Source organism: Hydrogenophaga sp. (genome assembly GCF_965657535.1).
Lineage (GTDB): Bacteria > Pseudomonadota > Gammaproteobacteria > Burkholderiales > Burkholderiaceae_C > Hydrogenophaga.
Window position 1 is genome coordinate 164,514 of sequence record NZ_CBFHOP010000005.1, and the last position, 20,196, is coordinate 184,709.

At 61.7% G+C, this 20,196-nt stretch carries 20 protein-coding genes; 5 read left to right on the forward strand and 15 right to left on the reverse strand.

All coding sequences use genetic code 11. The features are described 5' to 3' along the window. Positions 1-4: 4 nt before the first annotated feature. The 6 genes from ACTG4K_RS10385 to wbaP form a co-directional block, all read right to left on the reverse strand. Complete coding sequence (locus ACTG4K_RS10385; protein WP_439114136.1) at positions 5-1,741, reverse strand: thiamine pyrophosphate-binding protein; 1,737 nt, start codon at positions 1,739-1,741, stop codon at positions 5-7. Between the two features lie 20 nt (positions 1,742-1,761). Beyond that, the gene (locus ACTG4K_RS10390) at positions 1,762-2,829 is read right to left on the reverse strand and encodes an SDR family oxidoreductase (RefSeq protein ID WP_439114137.1); all 1,068 of its coding nucleotides are present in this window, start codon (positions 2,827-2,829) and stop codon (positions 1,762-1,764) included. After that, positions 2,826-4,355 (reverse strand): hypothetical protein, encoded by a 1,530-nt coding sequence (locus ACTG4K_RS10395; RefSeq protein WP_439114138.1) that lies wholly within the window; start codon positions 4,353-4,355, stop codon positions 2,826-2,828. The genes ACTG4K_RS10390 and ACTG4K_RS10395 overlap by 4 nt, the downstream gene beginning before the upstream one ends. Before the next feature lie 21 nt (positions 4,356-4,376). After that, positions 4,377-5,645, reverse strand: a complete 1,269-nt coding sequence (wecC, locus tag ACTG4K_RS10400) for a UDP-N-acetyl-D-mannosamine dehydrogenase (protein WP_439114139.1) — start codon at positions 5,643-5,645, stop codon at positions 4,377-4,379. Positions 5,646-5,706: 61 nt separating this feature from the next. After that, positions 5,707-6,825 carry a non-hydrolyzing UDP-N-acetylglucosamine 2-epimerase gene (gene wecB / locus ACTG4K_RS10405; protein ID WP_439114140.1) on the reverse strand — a complete coding sequence of 373 codons (1,119 nt, stop codon included), beginning with the start codon at positions 6,823-6,825 and terminating at the stop codon, positions 5,707-5,709. A 127-nt stretch (positions 6,826-6,952) separates the two neighbouring features. Continuing rightward, entirely contained in the window at positions 6,953-8,539 is a 1,587-nt protein-coding gene (gene wbaP, locus ACTG4K_RS10410; protein WP_439114141.1) for an undecaprenyl-phosphate galactose phosphotransferase WbaP, read from the reverse strand. Positions 8,540-9,013: 474 nt separating this feature from the next. Between wbaP and ACTG4K_RS10415 the strand changes: the two genes are divergently transcribed. Continuing rightward, complete coding sequence (locus ACTG4K_RS10415; RefSeq protein ID WP_439114142.1) at positions 9,014-9,283, forward strand: hypothetical protein; 270 nt, start codon at positions 9,014-9,016, stop codon at positions 9,281-9,283. Between the two features lie 218 nt (positions 9,284-9,501). On the opposite strand, the gene ACTG4K_RS10420 is transcribed toward ACTG4K_RS10415, so the two are convergent. From ACTG4K_RS10420 to ACTG4K_RS10460, 9 genes are all read right to left on the reverse strand, one after another. Continuing rightward, positions 9,502-9,882 (reverse strand): BLUF domain-containing protein, encoded by a 381-nt coding sequence (locus ACTG4K_RS10420; protein ID WP_439114143.1) that lies wholly within the window; start codon positions 9,880-9,882, stop codon positions 9,502-9,504. Between the two features lie 111 nt (positions 9,883-9,993). Next, a complete protein-coding gene (locus ACTG4K_RS10425; RefSeq protein WP_439114144.1) occupies positions 9,994-10,443 on the reverse strand; it encodes an integration host factor subunit alpha in 450 nt (149 codons plus the stop codon). A gap of 11 nt (positions 10,444-10,454) precedes the next feature. After that, entirely contained in the window at positions 10,455-11,492 is a 1,038-nt protein-coding gene (gene galE, locus ACTG4K_RS10430) for a UDP-glucose 4-epimerase GalE (protein WP_439114145.1), read from the reverse strand. A gap of 49 nt (positions 11,493-11,541) precedes the next feature. After that, a complete protein-coding gene (gene galE / locus ACTG4K_RS10435; RefSeq protein WP_439114146.1) occupies positions 11,542-12,585 on the reverse strand; it encodes a UDP-glucose 4-epimerase GalE in 1,044 nt (347 codons plus the stop codon). An 18-nt stretch (positions 12,586-12,603) separates the two neighbouring features. Further along, positions 12,604-13,617 carry an NAD-dependent epimerase/dehydratase family protein gene (locus tag ACTG4K_RS10440; RefSeq protein ID WP_439114147.1) on the reverse strand — a complete coding sequence of 338 codons (1,014 nt, stop codon included), beginning with the start codon at positions 13,615-13,617 and terminating at the stop codon, positions 12,604-12,606. Positions 13,618-13,658: 41 nt separating this feature from the next. Next, a complete protein-coding gene (locus ACTG4K_RS10445) occupies positions 13,659-14,201 on the reverse strand; it encodes a transcription termination/antitermination NusG family protein (RefSeq protein WP_439114148.1) in 543 nt (180 codons plus the stop codon). A 183-nt stretch (positions 14,202-14,384) separates the two neighbouring features. After that, complete coding sequence (locus ACTG4K_RS10450) at positions 14,385-15,194, reverse strand: hypothetical protein (RefSeq protein ID WP_439114149.1); 810 nt, start codon at positions 15,192-15,194, stop codon at positions 14,385-14,387. A 107-nt stretch (positions 15,195-15,301) separates the two neighbouring features. Next, positions 15,302-16,096 carry a glycosyltransferase family 2 protein gene (locus ACTG4K_RS10455; protein ID WP_439114150.1) on the reverse strand — a complete coding sequence of 265 codons (795 nt, stop codon included), beginning with the start codon at positions 16,094-16,096 and terminating at the stop codon, positions 15,302-15,304. A 247-nt stretch (positions 16,097-16,343) separates the two neighbouring features. Then, complete coding sequence (locus ACTG4K_RS10460; RefSeq protein WP_439114151.1) at positions 16,344-17,114, reverse strand: undecaprenyl diphosphate synthase family protein; 771 nt, start codon at positions 17,112-17,114, stop codon at positions 16,344-16,346. Positions 17,115-17,744: 630 nt separating this feature from the next. On the opposite strand from ACTG4K_RS10460, the gene ACTG4K_RS10465 reads away from it, so the two are divergent. From ACTG4K_RS10465 to ACTG4K_RS10480, 4 genes are all read left to right on the forward strand, one after another. Next, positions 17,745-18,170: a bactofilin family protein gene (locus ACTG4K_RS10465; protein WP_439114152.1), complete on the forward strand. Its 426-nt coding sequence runs from the start codon at positions 17,745-17,747 to the stop codon at positions 18,168-18,170. 24 nt (positions 18,171-18,194) lie between these two features. After that, entirely contained in the window at positions 18,195-19,244 is a 1,050-nt protein-coding gene (locus ACTG4K_RS10470; protein ID WP_439114153.1) for a M23 family metallopeptidase, read from the forward strand. Between the two features lie 97 nt (positions 19,245-19,341). Continuing rightward, positions 19,342-19,716 carry a bactofilin family protein gene (locus ACTG4K_RS10475; protein WP_439114154.1) on the forward strand — a complete coding sequence of 125 codons (375 nt, stop codon included), beginning with the start codon at positions 19,342-19,344 and terminating at the stop codon, positions 19,714-19,716. A gap of 106 nt (positions 19,717-19,822) precedes the next feature. Then, on the forward strand, positions 19,823-20,179 hold the full coding sequence (locus tag ACTG4K_RS10480) for a hypothetical protein (protein WP_439114155.1): 357 nt from the start codon (positions 19,823-19,825) through the stop codon (positions 20,177-20,179). The last annotated feature ends 17 nt before the right edge of the window (positions 20,180-20,196 follow it).

The following is a 20,196-nucleotide window of genomic DNA, read 5'->3' on the forward strand; positions in this document are numbered from 1 at the left end:
GAAGTCAACCTTTGATGAGGCGCTTGACCGATGCAATACCTTGTGGCGTTAGCAGGCCTTTTACAAACTCTTTTGCCCTCCCTTTCGGGCTCGCTTCCAGGCTTTGCATGATCTCCAATGATTGGCTCTCCAACTCACTGCTGGTAAACACTTCAAAGACGATGGGGCGTTTGGTAGGGGTAGGGTTCAAAAATGCCTGATAGCAGGATTCAAACGTTTCCTTTGAGTCGGCACTGAGATATTCATACCCGAGATTTTCCGCAAAATTCTTGACCAGGGTGGGAGATTTTTTCCCGAAATGGCCGGCGGCAGCAATGTACTCGTCCGCATCTTCACCAAAGTAGGCGGCATGGTGATTGTATTGCCTGAATTCAGTGCCCTTACCGTTGTTGATCAGTAGGATGCGGACGTTGTTGCCCACATGTCGGTTGCCCAGTACGTTGATGTCGTAGAAGAAAGCCAGGTCGCCTATCACGGCGAAGAAAAGTTTGTTGGGATTGGCAAGTGATGCTCCGACCAGAGATGACAGGCCCCCATCAATACCAAACCCTCCCACATTGGACGCGGAGGAAACCGTTTCCGGCAATTCGAAGAAATTCCAGGAGCGCAGGCTGTTGAGAATGCCGAAGTGGATGGTCGCACCATCGGGTATCTTGTGGGCCAGACTCGATGCGAGCCATATATTCGAGAAGGGGAGTTCGGGAATCTTCCCGCGGATTGCTGCAAGCCGTGACGCGCAGGCCTGGTAGTAAGTGCTTTCTGCGGGTTCTGGTTGGGTATATCGCTCGAAGAATGACTTTTCCGGCATTTCGAACACGTAACGCAGCTTGCGGAAGGTGTCTCTGATCTCGCCGTCTTCACTGACGCGCCACACTTGTCCACCAGCCATGTTGAGCGTGGCGTAGTCGCCCGAAACTTCACCAATATGGATGAGCACGTCGGGGCGGTAGTCGGTCTGGTCGAGGGCTGTTTGAGCTGCGGCCAGGGAATACAGCAGCCCGGCCTTGCCGCGGTAGCCACTGGTGTGGTCGTAAAAGACCACGGCATTGTGCGACGCGCAGAATTGCTCCAGCGCCTGTGTTTCTTCCTCTGTCCAGCGTTTGTGGGCACCAATGAAGACGCCTACTTTTCCGCTCAGGATCGGGAAGCTGTCATTGGTGGTGATGCGCTCGATGACCCTGTAACTGGGGAGTTCTTTAGCGTCGTAGGGCTTGCTGTAGGTCGTCGGCAGGTTGATGTGCACCGGGCCTCCACCACGTCTTTTCAGTTCCAGAATGGCTTTGTTGACCTTGATCTCACAATCCCATTGGTCGTCAGCATCTTTGACGATGGGTAGCGAAACGCTAAGGCTAACTGCATCGTTGGGAACGACGCTGCGGTCGATCACCTGGGCTACATGGTGGCCGACTTTGGAAAGCGACTGCATGGATGTGATGGCGAGCACCGGGAGCTTCCGGTAGAAAGCTTCGGTCAGCCCGGGCAGATAGTTGCGGGAAGCGGTCGCGCCCGTGCAACTTATGACAACCGGTTCGCCCAATTCTGCCGCCAGACCGCAGGCCATGTAGGCGGCCGAGCGTTCATCCACTGACGAATACATGATGAAATACGGGTCCTGCTGCATGCTGGCAACGATGGCGGTGTTGGTAGTACCGGGCGATGCAATGACGTGCCGGATGTTGTGCGCCTTCAATAGACACAGGATGATTTGGGCATTTTTTTCGTTGGTGTAGGCGTAAGGCATGGACAGGCTCGCTTGGTGCTTCAGGTCAGACTTGAATGTCTAAAAATAAAATATTTTGCTTTCGATTTGAACCCCGGTATCGCTGATAGTGGGGTTCTTTCCTGCAACATACGGTCTTTGATGGCTTCCGATTTCCAATGGATATTCTTGAACCGCAGTGGGGAAATCTCAAGAAAACGCTGAAGACATACTGTTAAGCCTGCTTCGGGGGTTGTGAAGCCAGAGGTGTGGATGAATTGATCGATCTTTGAATTGTCAAATATGCGGTCATAGAGACGGTCATAAATGATCTGGTATTTCGCGCCGCGCCATTGTAGAAAGTCATTCAGGTTGTGGTATTCAACCTCGACGTTGCCCCCATGATGCTGATGTAGTACCTTCAGATAAACATTCAGCACATCGCTCCAGCAGATGCTTCCGGACGCTGTGATATGAAAGGCTTGACCCATGGCCGCCTCTTTGCCCAGTAAGGCTTGTATGCCACGGGCAACGTCCAGACCATGGGTCAGTGTGGTCTTTCTGGCGTTGATTTCTTTTGACACCACCAGCGTCCGGCCTGCCAAGGTTCGGTACAGCCAATCTTCCTTTTCCAAAACGCCAAGTTGCAGTCTCTCACTGCTGTAGGTGATGTAGGGACGAATGATGCTCCAGCTATTCCGCTTTGCGGCAAACAGAAGATCTTCCTGCCGGGCTTTGGATAGGGCGTACTCGTCGGTGGCCAGGTAGTCTTTGTCTGTAGAAACATCCAGCAAACGGGGGCTGTTTTCGGTGATGGGTGATGCGGATTCTGCATAAACTCGGGCAGAGCTTATATATATATAGTGCGCATCAAAATTGAGCAGCAAGCCGCAGCGCCTTTCAAAAGCCGCCGTGGTGTAGACCATGAAGTCCACAATGGCGTCCCAAGGCTCTTTTAGCAGCGTTTTCAAAAAACCGTCGTCATGGGCATTGCCGGTGATGTACCTGAGGTTGCCTTGGTTTTGATGTTGGGAGCGGGTGGTTACGGCTATCTGGTTGTTGCCGTCGTTCAGCAACTCAGACAGGTGCGTTCCCATGGCGCCTGTGCCGCCGAGTAGCAGTAATTTCATGGGGCAACCCTCGCTCGCGCCAGTCGCTCAGTCACCATGCTTTGAATCTTCTTTCGCCAGTGTTTGTCCAAACCGATGAAGTACATGCAGATGCTTGCTGCCGTGACGCAAATCGCGACGACACCAAACGAACCCTGCACTGTGTCTGGCAACCAGTGGTTCGCCGCCATGCCTGTGGTGGTAGACAGCAGGATGATCAGCGAAACGGGGATGAAAACTTTGGTGTAATAGGGTGCTAATGGGATATCCACCAGACTTTTCACCAGCAGCAGCCTGATCTTGAACATGAGTACGTTGGCGACAATGGCGATGATGAAGACCGATGCGGCTGAGTACCCCGCCTTCAACGCGACCCAGGCGCAGAAGAAGATGGCAATCTGAATGCTGCCCAGCGTCAGTTCATAGCGCCTCATTTGTCCTGGTGCCCTTGCGGCCGTGGCGAGCGGCAAGCTGAGCGATAAGATGAGTGATTCAATGAGCGCCAGCTGGGTAAACAATACAGCTTCCGGCGGTGGTGTTTTCAACCACAGCGTCAGAATGGTTTCCATTTCTAGCAACATCGGTAGGGCAAAAACCCACATCAGGAAGAAGGTCAGCTTCGAGCCATTGATGACCAAACCTGTCATCTCAGTTTTCTGGTTGGCTGCGTAGGTCTTAATGATGGGTGGATAGAGGCCTGTATTGAAATGTTGAGAAAATATCAGGGCCTGGCCAGCCACTGTCATGGCAATTGCGCGAGCGGCGACTGTTGCCGGGCTGAAAAACTGGTTGATCAGAATGGTGATGGCCTGGCCTCTGAAAACGGTTGTCAACTGGCCAAACAGTGTCCAGCCGGTGAATCCGATGATGTTTTTTGCGAGCTGCCTGTCCCAATAAATAATGCGAAACTGGCATTCAACGTATTTGCGCAGACAAATGATCAGATACAAGGCCGTATTCAACACAGCAACGGCCAGCAGCAGGTAGCCATAGAGTTCTAGTTTGTCGTGGCTTAATTGCGTCAGAAGGATGGCCGCTGCCAGCTTCATGGCAGCCTCTGCGATCGATATCCATGCATATATGTACATGTCTTCGTGTGCAATCAGAATGGCAATGAAGGGTGATGCGAAGATGCTGACGACAAAGCTCAGAATGGTCAGGTGATAGAGGATTTCGGCTGCGGCAAAGCGCCCTGGGGGAATGCTGAGATGCTCACGGATGTACCAGAGACCCATGGTTTCCAGCACGATGAATGCAAGCACCGCAATGGCCGCATAGAGAAGCCAGTTGGCGGAAAACGTTTTTTTCAGTGTGGCATGGTCTTGCTGCCCGAGCGCATATGAAAAAAATCTCTGCGTTGCGGATGCCATGGTTCCTGGCAAGAACGACAGGAGGGTGACAAAGCCGGCGACAACGCTGTATATGCCGTAGTCTTCAATGCCCAAGGTATTGAATACGATACGCATCGCATACAGGTTGACAAATACGACAAACACCTGGCGCATGTACAACACCAGGATGTTTTTCAGAATTTTTTTGTTTCGCATGTGGCAGGTTGAATTCCTGGATCAACCCACCTGAATCCCGCGGCAGTCAACGATTGACGTGTTTTCGAGAAGCGTCCATGCAAATTCCTTGAACGGCTTGTGGTCAACCAAAATGAGTGCAATATCTGCCTCGGCTAGGGCACTTTCCATGCTTGCTAGATAGAGTTTTTCAACCAGGTTGCTTGGCAGTTCTTCGATGTTGGGTTCCACCGCCAATACTGCACCTGGATGGGTCGTTGCGATTTTTTGAGTAATGGCGAGGGCTGGGCTCTCGCGCAAGTCATCAATATCGGCCTTGAAGGCCAGGCCAAAGCAGGCAATGGTCACGTCCCTGGCCGTCTTCCGGGGGTTGGCTTGCAGGAACTCGGCAACCGCCAGCTTCACCTTAGTAATCACCCATTCCGGCTTGCTGTCGTTCACTTCGCGGGCGGTGCGAATCAGGCGGGCTTCATCTGGCGTCTTGCTGACAATAAACCAGGGGTCTACGGCGATGCAGTGGCCGCCCACACCCGGGCCGGGCTGAAGGATGTTGACGCGCGGGTGGCGGTTGGCCAGGCGGATCAACTCCCAGACGTTGATGTCCAGCTTGTCGCAAATGATCGAGAGTTCGTTGGCGAAGGCGATGTTGACGTCGCGGAAGCTGTTTTCGGTCAGCTTGCACATCTCGGCCGTCCGTGCGTTGGTGATGATGGTCTCGCCCTGTACAAACAGCTCGTAGAGCTTGACGGCCATCTCTGAAGACTTGGCCGTCAGTCCGCCGATGACGCGGTCGTTCTGAACCAGTTCGCGCAAGACGTGCCCAGGGAGTACCCGCTCGGGGCAGTAGGCGATGTGAATATCAGCCTCTTCGCCGTGCGTTTGGGGGAATGTCAGGTCTGGGCGTGCGTCGGCGAGCCATGCCGCCATCTGCTCCGTAGCTCCTACTGGTGAGGTGGATTCCAAAATCACCAGGTTGCCCGCCTGGAGCACAGGGGCAATGGTTCTAGCAGCGGCCTCGATGTAACTGAGATCGGGCTCGTGGTCACCTTTGAAGGGGGTGGGTACCGCAATGAGAAAAGCGTCGGCCGGTTCGGCGGCGGTGGTGGCTCGAAGGTAGCCCTCCGAGACCACAGACCTGACGACGATGTCAAGGTCGGGCTCGATGATGTGAATCTCTCCTCTGTTGATGGTGTCCACTGCCTTCTGGTTGATATCGACGCCAATGACGCGCTTCTTGCGCGAGGCCAGGACTGCTGCGGTGGGCAGGCCGATGTAGCCAAGGCCGATGACGGAGATCGTTTCAAAAGGCATGCTGCGCTCTCTCTGAATTTTTTGATGAAAGTTGGGAAGGTCTGGTGGGCAAGAGCGGCGGTTATGCAGCCAATAACGCCTCGTTGATGCGTTGACTGGCTTTGCCGTCGCCGTAGGGGTTGTGGGCGAAGCTCATGGCGCGGTAGGCTGCGGCGTCGTCCAGCAACCGGCTCAGTTCGCCGACGATTCGGGCGGTATCGGTGCCGACCAGCTTCACCGTGCCCGCGCTGACGGCCTCGGGCCGCTCGGTGGTGTCGCGCATCACAAGGACTGGTTTGCCCAGAGAGGGCGCCTCTTCCTGAATGCCGCCGGAATCGGTCAGGATGATGTGCGCTCGGCTCATCAAGTAGACGAAGGGCAGGTAGTCCAGCGGTGGGATCAGGTGGACGTTGTTGATGCCAGCCAGCAGGCGGTTGACAGGCTCCCTGACGTTGGGGTTCAGGTGAACCGGGTAGACGATGTCGACGTCTGGGTATCGGAGAGCCACTTCAATGAGCGCCTGGCAAATGCGTTCGAAGCCGCCACCAAAGCTTTCGCGGCGGTGCCCGGTAACCAGAATGATCTTGCGGTTGAAGTCCAGAAAGTCGGTGGGCGCGGCGGCTTGGCTGCGCAGGTTGTGGTCGCCTTCCAGCCGGTTGACGACATCAAGCAGAGCGTCAATGACGGTGTTGCCCGTCACGACAATGCTTGCACTCGGCACGCCCTCGGCCAGCAGGTTGTCGCGAGAGGTTTCTGTGGGGGCGAAGTGCAGACGGGCCAGCGCGCCCGTCAACTTGCGGTTCCCCTCTTCTGGCCAGGGCGAATAGAGGTTGCCGGTGCGCAAGCCGGCCTCAACGTGGGCCACCGGGATCTGGTGGTAGTAAGCGGCCAGGCTGGTGGCAAAGGTGGTGGCGGTATCGCCGTGCACCAACACCACATCGGGTTTGTATTGAGCAAACACCAGTTTGAGACCTTGCAGGATGGCGGTGGTGACATCCGTCAGGTCCTGCCCGGGCTTCATGATGTTGAGGTCGAAATCGGGCTTGATGGAAAACAGGTTCAAGACCTGGTCAAGCATTTCGCGGTGCTGGCCGGTGACGGCGACTTTGGCCTCAAAGCGCTGATCGGCGGCCAGGGCAAGCACCAGAGGGGCCATCTTGATCGCCTCGGGACGGGTGCCGAACACACACAAAGTTTTCATAACATCCCTGTTGATAGGTTTGACCCGCTTGATGCGGTGGGGGAGGTAATCAGCCCAAGCTGAGAAGGATTAAAAATGCCAAACCGCGCAAAGCGCGGTCTGGTCGCTTTGGGCTCGAGCTGGTATGTCAGCAGGCTCCTTCTTGCCTGAGCACCACGCCCACGGTGCGCATCAAGATCATGAGGTCGTGCCAAAGCGACCAGTTGCGCACGTACCAGAGGTCCATGTCGATGCGGTGCTGAAAGCTGCTGCTGCTGCGCCCGCTGATCTGCCAGAGCCCGGTGATGCCGGGGCGGGCTTTGCCGTAGGCGGTGATGCTTTTGCCGTAGCTGCTGAGCTCGCGCGGCAGCAGCGGGCGCGGGCCCACCAAGCTCATTTCGCCGCGCAACACGTTGATGAGCTGGGGCAGCTCGTCAATGCTGGTGCGGCGTATCAGGCGCCCGATGGGGGTGACGCGGGGGTCGTTGGCCAGCTTGAAGTTGCTGGCCAGGTATTGCACATAGAGCTTTTCGTTTTCGGTTTTCCAGCGCTCCAGGGCGCCGTCGGCGTCCATCACCATGCTGCGGAACTTGATGAATTTGAACGGCTTGCCGTCAACGCCAATGCGCTGTTGCACAAAGAAGACGGGGCCGGCGTCGTCGCGCTTGATGCGCCAGGCCACCCAGGCAAACAGCGGCGCCAGCAACAGCAGCAAACTTGCAGCGCCCACCAGGTCGAGTGCGCGTTTGAGCAGCTGGGGACCGCGCTGGTTGAGGTTGTTGCGGGCCCGCAGCAACAGCACTTCGTGGCTGAACAGGTGCGACACCTCCATGCCAAAGATGGGCAGGCCGCCGATGGCGGGCACGATGACGATGTCGTCGCGGGTGAGCATGAGCTCTTCGGTGAGCTCGTGCAGCCATTGGTTGTCTCGGCAGCCGAGCACGCCCACCAGCTGGTAGCTGCCGGGTTGGGCCAGCAGGGAGCGCACCGCTGGCGTGAGGGTGGTGGGCGCCATGAGCTGGCCCTTGCCCAGCGAAACCAGGCGTTCAACTGGGTGGGGGCTGACCACGGCCACGGGCACATAGTCGAGCAGCGGTTCGCTGGCCAATGCAGCGGCGGCTTTTTCAACGTCGGCCGGATGGCCTATGAGCACATAGGGCTGCCGGAGCAGACCGGCGCGCAGCAGGTGCCGGCGCATTTGCAGGCGCGCCAGCGGCAAACACACCAGCACCAGCAGCCAGGTGGTGACAGTCCAAAGGCGCGAGAGCGGCCATTTGGCCAAATACAACACCATGGCGTCGACCAGCGCGGCCACCAGCACCAGAAGCACCATTTGGCGGGCTTCGTCCCACCAGGGTTTGCGCCGCTGGGCGGTGTAGTGGCCTTGCACCGACCACATCCAGGCCACCATGGCCAGGGCGATGGTGGCAAACAGCGTAAGACGCAGCTGGCCATGGGCAGACCACCAGGCGCTGATGGACAAAGCGAAACTCATGTCGCTCTGAAGCCAGGCAGGCAGGCGCCCAAGAAAGAAGCAGGCGATGAGAACGCTCAGGTCGGTCAGCACCAGTTGGGCTTTGATCCAGCGCTGCGTATGGGCCAGCGAAGCCCACCCGGAAAGGCTGTTTGCAAGGTCTTGGTGACCGTGCAGCGGCACGACGGTGTCGTGGGCTGGCGTGTGCGGCTGCGCGATTGCAGCCGGCTCAAGCCGTTCAGAATCTGGCAAAACGCTCATATTGTTGGTTGTGTGAAATTTGTGCATGCGCCGGGCCGTGGGTGGTGCGCATGTTGCCGGCCGACTCGGCTGTCGCCATGTGTTGGGCCCGTGCCTGCTAAGTGCTCGCTAAAGGGGCGGGCAGGCTACCGCAGTGCGCAGGTGTGGCTGAGCACGGCAAATGGGTCGGCAGACAGGGGGCGAACGGCTGCTCGGTCGCGAAAAGCGCAGCCTTAGCAGCAGTTATCTTAACTTATCGATTATATTGATCAAATGATAAAGAAATGATAAGTCCCTATTCTTTGAACAAAAGTTACAAAGGCAATTGATGTTATTAAATATAAGTAAAATCTAAGCTTTGCGCAGTACAGACAAGCGAGCAGATGATTGCGGGGTAAAGTGGATAGCGCAGTTTTTTCGGGTGTGGCGGTCTAGGGGACCGGTACAGCCAGCATGGGCGTGAACCGCAACCCAAATCGACAACCTTTCGATGACATGACCCGTTTTCTCAGACCCTCTTTTTCCAGTTCCCGCGCCCCGGCGCCTGCCAGCCGGCGCCCGGAGCCGCTTTCAGACGATCGCTACGGGGACCTTTTGAAGCGCGCGAGTGCTTTTTTTGCCGCAGCGGTAGAGGCTTCGGTGGAGGTTTCGGCAGAGGCTTCTGCCGCTGCGTCGGCAGCGTTGGCAGCGCAGCGGCAGGCGGCTATTGACGAGATCAATGGGCTGATGGGGCGCTATGGGCTAACGCCTGACGACTTGGTTTGAGGCGCGGCGCTGGTTGGGGCTGGCGGGTGCCTGGCTGACGAATGCCCCTTGCCGCAGCCCTTGCCCCTGCCTTTACCGGCCTTCACCAGCTGCTAACCAGCCGCGCACCAACCCCTCACCCCAGCGCTTTGCGGCCAGCGGGAAAGCGCGAGAGCGGGTAAGCGGCAACCCAACCCAACTGAACCTTCCCCAACCCAACTTGAGCCGACCCGGCCCGTTCAGGGCAGCTGGCAGTGGGCGAGCAGGGGGGAGACGCCGTTTTTGTCGACCGGAAAGAAGCCGGTGGTGCCGTGCACGTAGAGCGACTCGTCGCTGGAGACGGACATGCTCCACTGCGCGAAGCGGCGCTGGCTGATGGGGCCGCGGGCCAGCAGCTCGATGCTGTGGTGGCGTGGGTCGCGCTGTACGCTGGCCCAGACCAGGTCGAGGTTGTGGGGCGGGCCTTCGAGGCATTGCACAAACTTGCCGTCCAGGTAGAGCAGGTGGCCGGTGATGTCCAGGGTGCTGTTGCGCAGGCGCGCGGTGGTGAGCAGGCTGAAGAGGTGCAGCGCACCAAAGGCGTGGCGTGCGGTGGACTGGTAGAGCAGGCGTTCGAGCATGGGGCAGGGCGCTTGGGGTGGCGGGCGGGGAGCGGGTGGCACGGCCAGGGCTGGGGCGTTGTTGGGCGGTGTTGGCCGGTGTGTGCGCTGGCGCGTTTCAGGGGGCAGTTTTCAGGTTTTAGGGGTCAGTTTTCGGGTTTCAGGGGTTGGGGGTTTGGGGGTTTTGGGGTTGGAGGTTTGGTGTGGGGTGTTGGCTTCGGCGGCGCAGGCTTCGCTGGCCTTGAGCTGGGCGCGCAGCTTGGGCCCGGTAGAAAACCGCACGGATCGGCGGGCGTTGACTTCGACCGGCTCTTGGGTGCGCAGGTTGCGCCCGGGGCGGGCGGCTTTGGTGCGGATCTGGAAGGTGCCGAATTGGGCCAGTTTCACGGTGTTGCCGCGCTTGAGCTCGGTGCCCAAGATGTCAAAGAAGCCCTCGACCAACTCGCGCGCTTCTTTCATGGTGAGGCCCATGTGTTCGGTGAGGCGGGTGCAGAGGTCGGTTTTGGTGACGGAGGTTTTGCGGAGGTCGTCGATCCAGAGGTCCATGGGGTGTTCTTGGGGGCCTGGGGTGGGTTGGGGCATGGCGGGCGGGCTCAGCGTGAGACGCTGCGGCCGGCTTCGGCGCCGGTTTCTATGGCGGTGAGCAGGTGATTCCAGCTGCTGCGGCACATGTCGTCCAGGCTGTGGCTGGGCTCCCAGCCGAGCTGGCGGCGGGTTTTTTGCAGGCAGGCCTGGCTGTGCATGGGCTCGCCGCTGCGGGCTTCGCCGGGCAGCAGCATCACGGGTTGGCCGCTGATGTGTTCAAACACCCGGGCCATGCCGCGCACGCTGCAGGTGTGGCCCGAGCCGATGTTGAAGGTGTCGAAGCCGGGGTGTTGGAGCACGTAGGCGAGTGCGTCGAGCTGGGCTTGGGCCACGTCCATCACGTGCACGTAGTCGCGCAGGGGGGAGCCGTCGGGGGTGGGCAGTTCGCTGCCGTTTTGGTACAGGGCCATGCTGCGCCCGGCGGCCACGCGGGCCAGGTGGGTGCCCAGGCCCACGGTGGTGCTGGCAAGGTCTTCGCCAATGAGGCCGCTGGGGTGCGCGCCCATCACATTGAACATGCGCAGGCTGCACAGGCGCCATTGGGGTTCGTTCTCGGCCACCTGTTGCATGAGGGTTTCGGCATACCGGTGGGCGCTGGCGTAGGGGCTCAGCGGGGCGGTGGGGTGGTTTTCGGCCAGGGGCTGCTGCAGCGGGTTGTGGCCGTACACGGCGGCGCTGCCGCCGTAGATGAGGGTGGGGTGTTCCATAACGCCCATGGCCTGCAGCAGGCTCAGGGTGGTGAGCAGGTGGCGGCTGTGAAAGGCGAGCGGGTCGTGCAGCGAGTCGAGCGGGCCTTTTTCACCAGCGAGGTGGATGACGGCTTCGATCTCGTGTTCCAGCAGGCAGGGCGCGAGGTTGGCGCTGGTGCGCACGTCGCCTTGTTCAAACACGATGTTTTCGGCGCCCAGCAAGGACAGGCGTCTCAACACGCCGGTGGTGCTGTTGCTGAGGTTGTCGAACAGCACCACGCGGTGGCCTTCTTGCGCGAGCAGGACGGCGGTGTGGCTGCCAATGTAGCCGGTGCCGCCGGTGATCAGGATGTTCATGGGCTGGGTGGGGTGGAATGGGGTGGGCTGGCCAGGCTGGGCGCGGCGTTCAGAGTGACGACCGGGTGGGGGCGCTGGCGTTGAGCATTTTTTGGGTGAGCATGTGGTTCCAGCTGCTTTCGCAGATGTCGGCCAGGCCGCGCTGCGCTTCCCATCCGAGCTGGTTTTTGGCGCGCAGGGCGTTGGCGGCCGAGCAGGCCACGTCGTCGGGGTCGCGCAGGGCCGGGGTCCAGTGCACGGGTTGGCCGCTGGCGGCTTCAAAGGCGCGCAGGGTTTGCAACACGCTCACCGGCTGGCCGTGGCCCAGGTTGAACAGGTGGCGCCCGGGGTGGCTGGCCAGGTAGGTGAGTGCGCGCAGGTGGCCTTGGGCGATGTCGTCCACATGGGTGAAGCCGCGCAGGGCGGTGCCGTCGGGGGTTTCTTCGTAATGGGGGTACAGCGCCAGGCAGTGGGCTTCGCCAGCGGCGACCCGCGCGAGCTTGGGCAGCAGGCCTTCGGCTGTGGCGGGCAGGCCGGTGCTGTCGCTGACGAGGCCGCTTTCGTGGGCGCCTGCCGGGTGAAAGCAGCGCAACACGGCGACCCGCCAGCCGGTGGCGTGGGTGGCCACGGCGTCGGCAATGAGGTTTTCGGCTTGCAGCAGGCTGCGCCCCAGCGCGGTGGTGGGCTGGGTGGGGTGGCGTTCGTCTTGCAGGCGGTAAAAGGGCTCGCCATACACCTCGGCGCTGCTGGTGAACACCAGCATCGGTGTGTTGTAAATGGCCATGGCTTGCAACACGCTCAGGGTGCCCTGGAGGTTGTGGGCGTAGGCGTCGAGCGGGTTTTTGGCGCAGGCTTGGCGGCCTTTCAGGCCGGCGCAGTGCACCACGGCGTCGATGTCGTGGTGCAGCAGGGCGCGCGAGACCAGGGCGGTGTCGCGCACGTCGCCCACTTCCAGCGGCATGGGCTGGCCGCTCAGGTGTTGCAGCCGGGTGGCCACCAGGGGATGGCTGTGGCGCAGGTTGTCGAGCAGCACCACGCTGTGCCCGGCCTGGCTCAGGGCCAGGGCCACATGGCTGCCGATGTAGCCGGTGCCGCCGGTGATGAGGACGTTCACGGGCGGGGCTCGCAGGGTTTAGGCGGCGCTGGCCACGGGGCGGGGCAGGTGGTGCAGCCGGAAGTCCATGTAGCTGAGTTCCAGGCCGGTTTCGAGGTCCATCATGGGGTCCCAGCCCAACGACTTGAGGCGGCTGACGTCGAGCAGGCGCCGGGCCGGGCCGTCGGTGGGGCCGTTGTTGAAGAGCAGCGCGCCGTTGTAGCCGACCACGCCGGCAATGGTGCGGGCGAGTTCTTGGGTGCTGACGTCGGCACCGAAGCCGACGTTGATGTGGTTGCGGGTGGCGAGGGTGTGTTCGGCGTAGGCGGCGCGGGGCAGTTCCATGAGGTACACGCAGGCTTCGGACAGGTCGTCGACGAACAGGAATTCGTGGCGGGTGCTGCTGCCCGACACCACCACGCTGGGGCTGCCTTGCTGGGCGGCGGTGTGCAGCCGCTGAATGAGCGCCGGGATCAGCGGGCCGTGGGCGGGGTCTTGGGCCAGCTCGGGGTCGCTGTGGTAGGTGTCGCCGGGGCCGTAGGCGTTGCAGGTGACGGCGCAGCGGTAGTCGAGCCCGTGGCTGGCGCCGTATTGCTGGTTGTAGCTTTCACACAGCTTGATGCCCGCGATTTGGGTGACAGCGGTGGACGCGCAGCGGGGGTCTGGGGCGCCGGTGAGCAGGTCTTCTTCGGCCATGGGCTGCAGGGCGGCGCTGGGGTAGCTGTCGCTGCCGGTGAGCAGCAGCAGTTTTTTCACGCCGGCTTGAAACGCGGCGTCGAGCACGTTGGCTTGGACCAGCAGGCTGTGGTGGGCCAGTCGGGCGGGTTGGTTGGGCAGGCCGCTGTGCAGGGCGGCGGGCAGGTAGACGTGGTCGGGCTTGGTTTGCTCAAAAAACGTTTGCACGGCGGCTTGGTTGGTCAGGTCGAGCTCGGCCGGGGTGCGGGTGACGATGTGGCTGCGCGGGTGACCGAGCCGGATCAGCTGGCGCACAAGGGCAGCGCCCACCATGCCGGTGTGGCCGGCGACGTAGATGAGATCGGTGTAGTGAATCATGGGGTACGGCGGGTGGGTGGATGGGGCGGCGTGGAGGGCGCTCAATGCACTTCCAGCATGGCGTGTTCAACGGTGACCATTTGTTGGCGACCCAACAGATCGAGCAGCAGGGTGACGCGTTCGTTGGTGACCGACAGCACGAGGCCTTGCAGCCCCTTGAGGCCAGGGCGGCGCAGGCGCACACGCGTGCCGGGCTGAAACGGCGATAGGGTTTTGAGCTCGGTCTGGTTGCGCTGCTGTTCGAGGTCTTGAATGCTGGTGATGAGTTCGGGGTCGACGGCGGCGGGGCCGTTGCCAAACGACACCAGGCTGCACACGCCGCGTGTGGAGCGCGCAGCCGAAACACCCTGGCGCACCGAGCCCGGGCGAAAGAACACGTAGCGCGGGAACATGGGCACGTCGACCAAGCTGTCCACAGCGCTGTTGCGCCGCGCGGGCGAGGGGAAGCTTTTGCAGCGCGGCAGGTAGGTCTGGTAGCCCTGGCGCGCCAGCTGCTCGTGGGCCATGTGCTCTTGCTGGGGCTTGGTGTAGGCCAGGTACCAGGGCGGCGTGTCGGCGGCGGGTTGTTCGGTGGGCTCGGTCATAAATGTGTCGATTTCAGTGATCTAACAAGTATGTTTTATTTGAATTTAAAGCGCCAAAAATATTTTATGAGATAAAAATGATTTGTGTGAGTTTTTGCCGGTTGAAACGGTTTGGGGCTGTCTGCACCGCCCGGCTCGGCTCCGCTCCGCCCAGCGCGACCCCGCACAAGCCTGGGGCGGCGGCTAGTGGGCCAGCATGAGGCGCGCTTTGGGGCGCTGCGCTGCGCCATGGCCACGACGCGCGTGGCCGGGCGCGAACAGTTCAAAGTCGAGGCCTTGGCTGAGTTGTTCGGTGTTGAGCTGGTGCCGCTGGGCGTAGGCCACCACCTCGGCCAGCGGTATGGGGCGCTCGATTTGCAGCTGTTTTTGTGAAAAGAGCTGGATCGCTTCGGCTTCGTCCGAGCCGGTGAGCACCACGGGGGTGGGTGGGTGGGGGTGGGTGTCGCTGTGGGCGTGCTCGGTGGCGCGGCGCATGAAGTCGGCGTAGGCGCGCCCGCGTGGGGTGGTGTCGCCCACGAGCAGCCGCACGGGGTTGAGCCGGTCGTGCATGACCTGGCCCGGGCGCAGCAGCACCGGGGCAACGAGCAGGTTGAGCGGACCCAGGCGGTCCAGCGTGCGGCGGGTGTAGCCCACCGGCACGGTGGATTCGATGGCGAGCGTGGCCTGGGGGTTGAGGGCGGACACGCGCTGGAGCATGCGGTCGAGGTGGCTGGTGTCCACCACTTTGTGGATGGCGTCGTAGTCGGTGGGGGTGCCCACGAGCACGAGCGAAGCGCCATCAACGGCGTCGTTGAGGTAGAGCGTGGAGCGCAGGCCGGGGCTGTGGTATTCGAGCCGGTGGGCCATGTCGGCGTCGTCGTAGGGGGAGAGGCCGGCGTTGATGGTGTGCACCGTGGTGGGGGTGTCGTCGTGCAACGCCACCTCGTAGCAGTGGGCCAGCATGATGGCGGCCGACAGGCCCACCGGGCCAGCGTCGATGACTGCAATTTTCATGGTGTGTAGGGGCCGGGCAGGGGCTGAAAAAGGGGCGCTGGCCCCGCTCCCGCTGGGGTGGGTGGGCGCCTGGGGTGGGCGGCGTGTGGGGTAGCGTGTGGAGGGGCTCAGAGGTAGAGGCTTACCTTGGCGATGTTTTTCCAGGCCACGGTGGCCAGGCCACCGAGCTTGGCTTGGCGCAGCGCTTTCAACTCTTCAAGGGGGCGGCGCACCGAGCGGCCCACGGCGTCGGGGCGCCAGGGGTGCAGCCGCTTGCGCACCAGGGGCTCGGGCAGGTAGGCGCTTTTGAAGAAGGGCTGCGAAAACAGGCGCAGGCTGGCGTCGTAGTCGGCGGCCAGGGGCATGTCGCGGGCAAAGCCGCCAATGCGCCGGAGCCAGCTGCGCCGCACAAAGAGGGCGGTGATGGGCGGGGCCCAGCCGCGTGCGAGTTTGTCGCGGCTGAAGGGGCCGGCGTCCAGGCGGCGCACCACCAGGCGCGGGTCTTCGTGGTGCACGTATTTCACGTTGCCGTACACAGCCGAGATCTGGGGGTCTTCAAAGATGTCGGCCACGTGGGCGAGCACGTTGTCGTTGTCCAGGGTGTCGTCGGCGTTGAGAAACCCCAAAATTTCGCCGCTGGCTTGGCCGATGCCCCGGTTCCAGGCCTTGTAAATGCCCTCGCCGGGCGCGCCATAGACCAGGGTCAGCTGCTCGCGGCGGTGGTTCAGGCGCTCCAGGCTGCCGTCTTGGCTGGCCCCGTCGATGACGATGTGCTCGCGCAGCGCGTGGCACTGGGACTGCACAGAATCGAGGCAGTCGTCAATGGAGCCGACGCTGTTTTGGCAGGCGGTGATGATGCTGATGGTGATGGCCGAACCGCTGTGGGCAAGCGGTTGCTGGGGTGTTGAATCCACGTGGTTCATGGGAGCTCCTGGACGGCGGGGTCACAAAAGGGGGAGGCGCCAAGCGAGGCCACCGCCGCCCGGCAGGGACGCGGGAGCCATAGCGGCGCAGCGCATGACAGGCCTGTGGTGGGGCCGCTTTCGGTGTGCGGTGTTCAAGCCGGTGCGGTTTGGCGCTTGGCCGGTGGCGCTGCACCGGCAGGGCTGTGGGGCGGCGGCGGCGGGGGTGCCCATGGGATGGTTTCCGGTGTGCCGCGCTGGGGGTTGTTCAATGTGCCGACACGACCTCAATGCCTGCGCTGCGGTCTTTTTGACCGTACCAACGCAAGGCTTTGGAGAGGGCTTGCGGGCCAAAGTCGGGCCACATCGCGTCGGTGTAATACAGGGCGGTTTGGTCGGTTTGCCACAGCATGGGCTGGCGGCCAGGGATGGCGCCGCCGGTGCGGATCAGCAGATCGGGGTCGGGCATTTGGGCCTGCAGCGCATAGGGCCGAAAGGCGTCGGCGTCGGGCAGCACCAGGCGGCAGTTGGCGTGTTGCTTTTGCCAGTGCTGAAAGGCGGTGTTGACGTCCCAGTAGCGGGCACCGTCAATGGACAGGGTGACGGTCAGGCGGGTGTTTTGGGCGAGTTGGGCCTCGGCGCCCATCAAAAAGCGGCGCAGCGGGACGTTGAGCCGGTTGGTGTTCCCCGCGATGCGAAAGCGCACGCGCTGCTCGCGCAGGCTGTCTACCACCGTGGCCAGGTGTTGCATGAGCAAGGCCATGACGTTGTCGGACCCGGGTCCGGCGGGGACCCGCAGCTCGGCCGGGAACACATACAGGCTCAGGTGCTGGATGCGCTGTTCACAACAAAATTCCACCGCTCGCATGGCCCGCTGCAGCCCGATGGCCAGCGCCGTGCCTTCGGGCACATGGTGTTGTTTCGCCCAGCTGCTCAGGCCGCCTACCACCACACCCAGGTGGTTGGGCCGTGGTGGCGACGGTGGGTGCGCGTTGCGCGGGGGCAGTCCCATGGGAATGGTGGCTGGCTGAAGGTACATGGGTGCTCCTGGCGGGAGTCTGGCAGGGGGGAGACCACCTGATCAGGCATATTGTTACAACTGATAGTTTGTAGAATACACTATAAAAATCATTAAAAGTACAAAAATGATGAATATGCTTATTCTAATATCTATATAGCGTGTCAAAGTTCACGCCCTGTGCGGCGTGCCGGCTGTGGGGCCAGCGGCCCGCTCCAGGCCGCAGCGGGGCTGGGATTCGGTGGCGGCTCTGCGGCACATGGGTCATTGGCGAGCGCCCTGCGTAAAGGCGGTGGGCCATCAAGGTGGCGCTGTCAGTGACCTTGAAATTGATGGTGTAAGTGACTTTCAAATGGATGGTGTATGTGACATAAAAATCGATGTCATAAGTAGTAAATTGCGCCTACCTGCAAAAATGATTAAACTAATCCCCAATCCGGTGCGCCACTGGCCGCCATCGGTTGTGTATCGATGGTCCCTTGGTGGTCTGTTGGGTGTCTGTCGGTTGTGTCTATCGGTTGCGTCTGTTGCGCGGCTGGTGCTACCGGCCGGCGGTGGGTGGTGGGCCTTGGTGGCGCGGCTCGCCGTGGAGGCCGCGCGGGGCGCCCGGTGGCTTCAGGGCCTGTCCCGCTTTTATGAAAAACGATCCCTATGAACGATTCAGTAAAAAACAAAGGCAACATCGTCCTGGGCGAGGGTGTCCGGGCGGTGGGCAGTTTCTCGGTCCCCGGTACGGCGCTGATTGAGGGTTTTTTTGAGGGCGATCTCACCGCCGACGAGCTGATGATTGGCCGCCATGGCCAGTTGCTGGGCCGGGTGCATGCGCGGCAGGCCGAGATATTGGGTGAAACCCGCCAAGACCTGCACGTCACGGGCAAGCTGATCGTGCGCAGCACCGGGCGTGTGCACGGCGCAGCGCGCTACGGCGAGCTGGAGGTGGAGCGCGGTGGCGCTTTGCAGGGTTCCATCAAGCCGTTGGCTGCTGTGGATGCGCCCACGCCGCTGGCCGGGCAGGCGCCGGCGCCCCTGGAGCTGCCCGCTGCGCCAGCACACGGCAAGCCGCTGGGCCCCACCTGATTGTTGGGCGTGTTCAGGATGCAGATGCTCAAACGTCCGGCGGCCTGGCTGCGCAGAGGGCTGGCGCTGGGCCCCATGGTGCTGGACCTGTGGCGGCGCGACTACCGCGATGCGCGGTTGATCGTGGAGCAGGGCGGGGACTTGCAGTATTTCGCGGTGCCGGGGCGCTTGCAGCGCTTGGTGGTGCGCGGCAGCTTGGTGGTGGTGGGGGTGCTGGGCAGCGCTTTGCTGGTGATGACGGTGGCGGCTTTGGTCTTGCAGCTGAACCGGCTGCAAGAGGAGCGCCGCCACCAGGCGATTTACCTGGCGCTGGCCGACAGCTTCCAGGAAGTCGGCTTTGCCGACAGCGAGCGCCTGAGCACCGACGAGATGCTCTCGTTGGCGCGCACCATTCGCGAGCGGGACCAGGAAATTCGGCGCTTGGTGGATTCCGCGACGACCCAGTTGTCGAGCGAAAACGCAGACTTCAAGAGCCTGCTCGATGGCACGGGCCTGACCGAAAAGGCGATAAAAATCATTCACGGTTCCACGGCCATGGGGGGCTTTGGCCCGCGCGAGGGCGTGGACGTGGGGCTGGAGAAGCTGATGCCGGTGGTGAGTGGCTCGTTTCTGGACGAGGCCGCCGACAACCGTTTGCTGCGCGACGTGATGCTCGCATTGCCAGCGAACTTGCCGGTGAGCGATCACCGGCTGACCTCGCGGTTTGGCATCCGCAAACACCCGATCCAGGGCCAGGCCCGTTTGCACACCGGCATTGACTTGGTGCCGCACACGGACGACCGGGTGTACCCGGCCAAAGACGGCAAAGTGGTGCTGGCGCGGGACTACAGCAACTACGGCAAAACGGTGATCGTGCGCCACGACCGCGGCATTGAGAGCCTGTACGCGCACCTGGACCGCATCGATGTGACCGAGGGCCAGAACGTGGACCGTGCCACGGTGCTCGGCATGGTGGGCAATACCGGTGCGTCGACCGGCAAGCACCTCCATTTTGAAATTTCGGTGGGGGGTTACCCCGTCGATCCCTTAAAAGTCATTCAGACAGCGCAGCATGTTCAACATCTCAAAAACTAAGACCCCTGCTCCCAAGCTGGAGACCTTCGTGCCCCCGGTGCCCATGGGCTCGTCGGCCCTACCACCCACACCAACACAAACACCACCATCACCGCCCGTGCCTGAAACCCGGTCGCGCGCCAACACCATGGTGCAAAGCCTGGCCACCACGCAGAAACCGTCGGTGGTGAGTGAAGGTTTTGTGATGCGCGGTGACATCGATTCGGCCGGTGTGTTGCATGTGGAGGGCAGCGTCATCGGGGTGGTGAATGCCGACGACATCAACATCGGGACCGCCGGCCTGGTGGACGGCACGCTCACCTGCAAGAACCTCAACATCAAGGGCCGGGTCTCGGGCAAGGTGGTGTGCGACGAGCTGGTGATCGCACCTTCGGCGCAGGTCAAAGGCGAGATCAGTTACCTGTCGCTCACCATCGGTTCCGGGGCGTCGGTTGAGTGCGAAATGACCTGTCGCCAGATCCAGGGCCGCTGATGGCTTGGGGCGGTCGGTGGTGACCGCTTCTGCCCGCCCGGGCCTCTGACCCCAGCCTTGCCGCCCCGGGCTGAAACCGCCCACCCACTGAAAGAAACACCACCCCATGTCCGATCGAATTGTCCACATCGATGCCCAGCCCGATATTGCCAAATTGGTCGACCTGATCAAGGCGGCGCTGGACATTCCCGCCAGCCCGGTGGACCCGCGCGAGTCCGAACACGTGGCGGCGGCCAATGCGCTGGTGCAGAAAATGCGCCCAGATGCCATTTTGTTGAACATCAACGTCCCGGGGCTGGACGGCGACGAGGTGTTTGCCCGGGCAGGCAGCAGCGCTTCGTTGGGCGGCATTGTGCAGCTGCTCACGCGGGCGCGCCGCAAAGGCGCTGGCCCCGCGCCGGCGGGGCGCGCTGGCTGCGACGCCTACATCACCAAAGACGTGGGCAAGCTCGACTCGGTGTGAGGGGGTGGGGCGTTTGT

Coding starts and splice junctions, on each gene's coding strand:
- galE (WP_439114145.1), bottom strand. CDS start 11,492: ATGAACATCCTGATCACCGGCGGCACCGGCTACATTGGCAGCCACACC.
- ACTG4K_RS10420 (WP_439114143.1), bottom strand. CDS start 9,882: ATGCTCGAACGCCTGCTCTACCAGTCCACCGCACGCCACGCCTTTGGT.
- ACTG4K_RS10425 (WP_439114144.1), bottom strand. CDS start 10,443: ATGCCCCAACCCACCCCAGGCCCCCAAGAACACCCCATGGACCTCTGG.
- ACTG4K_RS10480 (WP_439114155.1), top strand. CDS start 19,823: ATGTCCGATCGAATTGTCCACATCGATGCCCAGCCCGATATTGCCAAA.
- ACTG4K_RS10445 (WP_439114148.1), bottom strand. CDS start 14,201: ATGACCGAGCCCACCGAACAACCCGCCGCCGACACGCCGCCCTGGTAC.
- wecC (WP_439114139.1), bottom strand. CDS start 5,645: ATGCCTTTTGAAACGATCTCCGTCATCGGCCTTGGCTACATCGGCCTG.
- wbaP (WP_439114141.1), bottom strand. CDS start 8,539: ATGAGCGTTTTGCCAGATTCTGAACGGCTTGAGCCGGCTGCAATCGCG.
- ACTG4K_RS10450 (WP_439114149.1), bottom strand. CDS start 15,194: ATGAAAATTGCAGTCATCGACGCTGGCCCGGTGGGCCTGTCGGCCGCC.
- ACTG4K_RS10415 (WP_439114142.1), top strand. CDS start 9,014: ATGACCCGTTTTCTCAGACCCTCTTTTTCCAGTTCCCGCGCCCCGGCG.
- ACTG4K_RS10390 (WP_439114137.1), bottom strand. CDS start 2,829: ATGAAATTACTGCTACTCGGCGGCACAGGCGCCATGGGAACGCACCTG.
- ACTG4K_RS10440 (WP_439114147.1), bottom strand. CDS start 13,617: ATGATTCACTACACCGATCTCATCTACGTCGCCGGCCACACCGGCATG.
- ACTG4K_RS10465 (WP_439114152.1), top strand. CDS start 17,745: ATGAACGATTCAGTAAAAAACAAAGGCAACATCGTCCTGGGCGAGGGT.
- ACTG4K_RS10460 (WP_439114151.1), bottom strand. CDS start 17,114: ATGTACCTTCAGCCAGCCACCATTCCCATGGGACTGCCCCCGCGCAAC.
- ACTG4K_RS10455 (WP_439114150.1), bottom strand. CDS start 16,096: ATGAACCACGTGGATTCAACACCCCAGCAACCGCTTGCCCACAGCGGT.
- ACTG4K_RS10395 (WP_439114138.1), bottom strand. CDS start 4,355: ATGCGAAACAAAAAAATTCTGAAAAACATCCTGGTGTTGTACATGCGC.
- wecB (WP_439114140.1), bottom strand. CDS start 6,825: ATGAAAACTTTGTGTGTGTTCGGCACCCGTCCCGAGGCGATCAAGATG.
- ACTG4K_RS10470 (WP_439114153.1), top strand. CDS start 18,195: ATGCTCAAACGTCCGGCGGCCTGGCTGCGCAGAGGGCTGGCGCTGGGC.
- ACTG4K_RS10385 (WP_439114136.1), bottom strand. CDS start 1,741: ATGCCTTACGCCTACACCAACGAAAAAAATGCCCAAATCATCCTGTGT.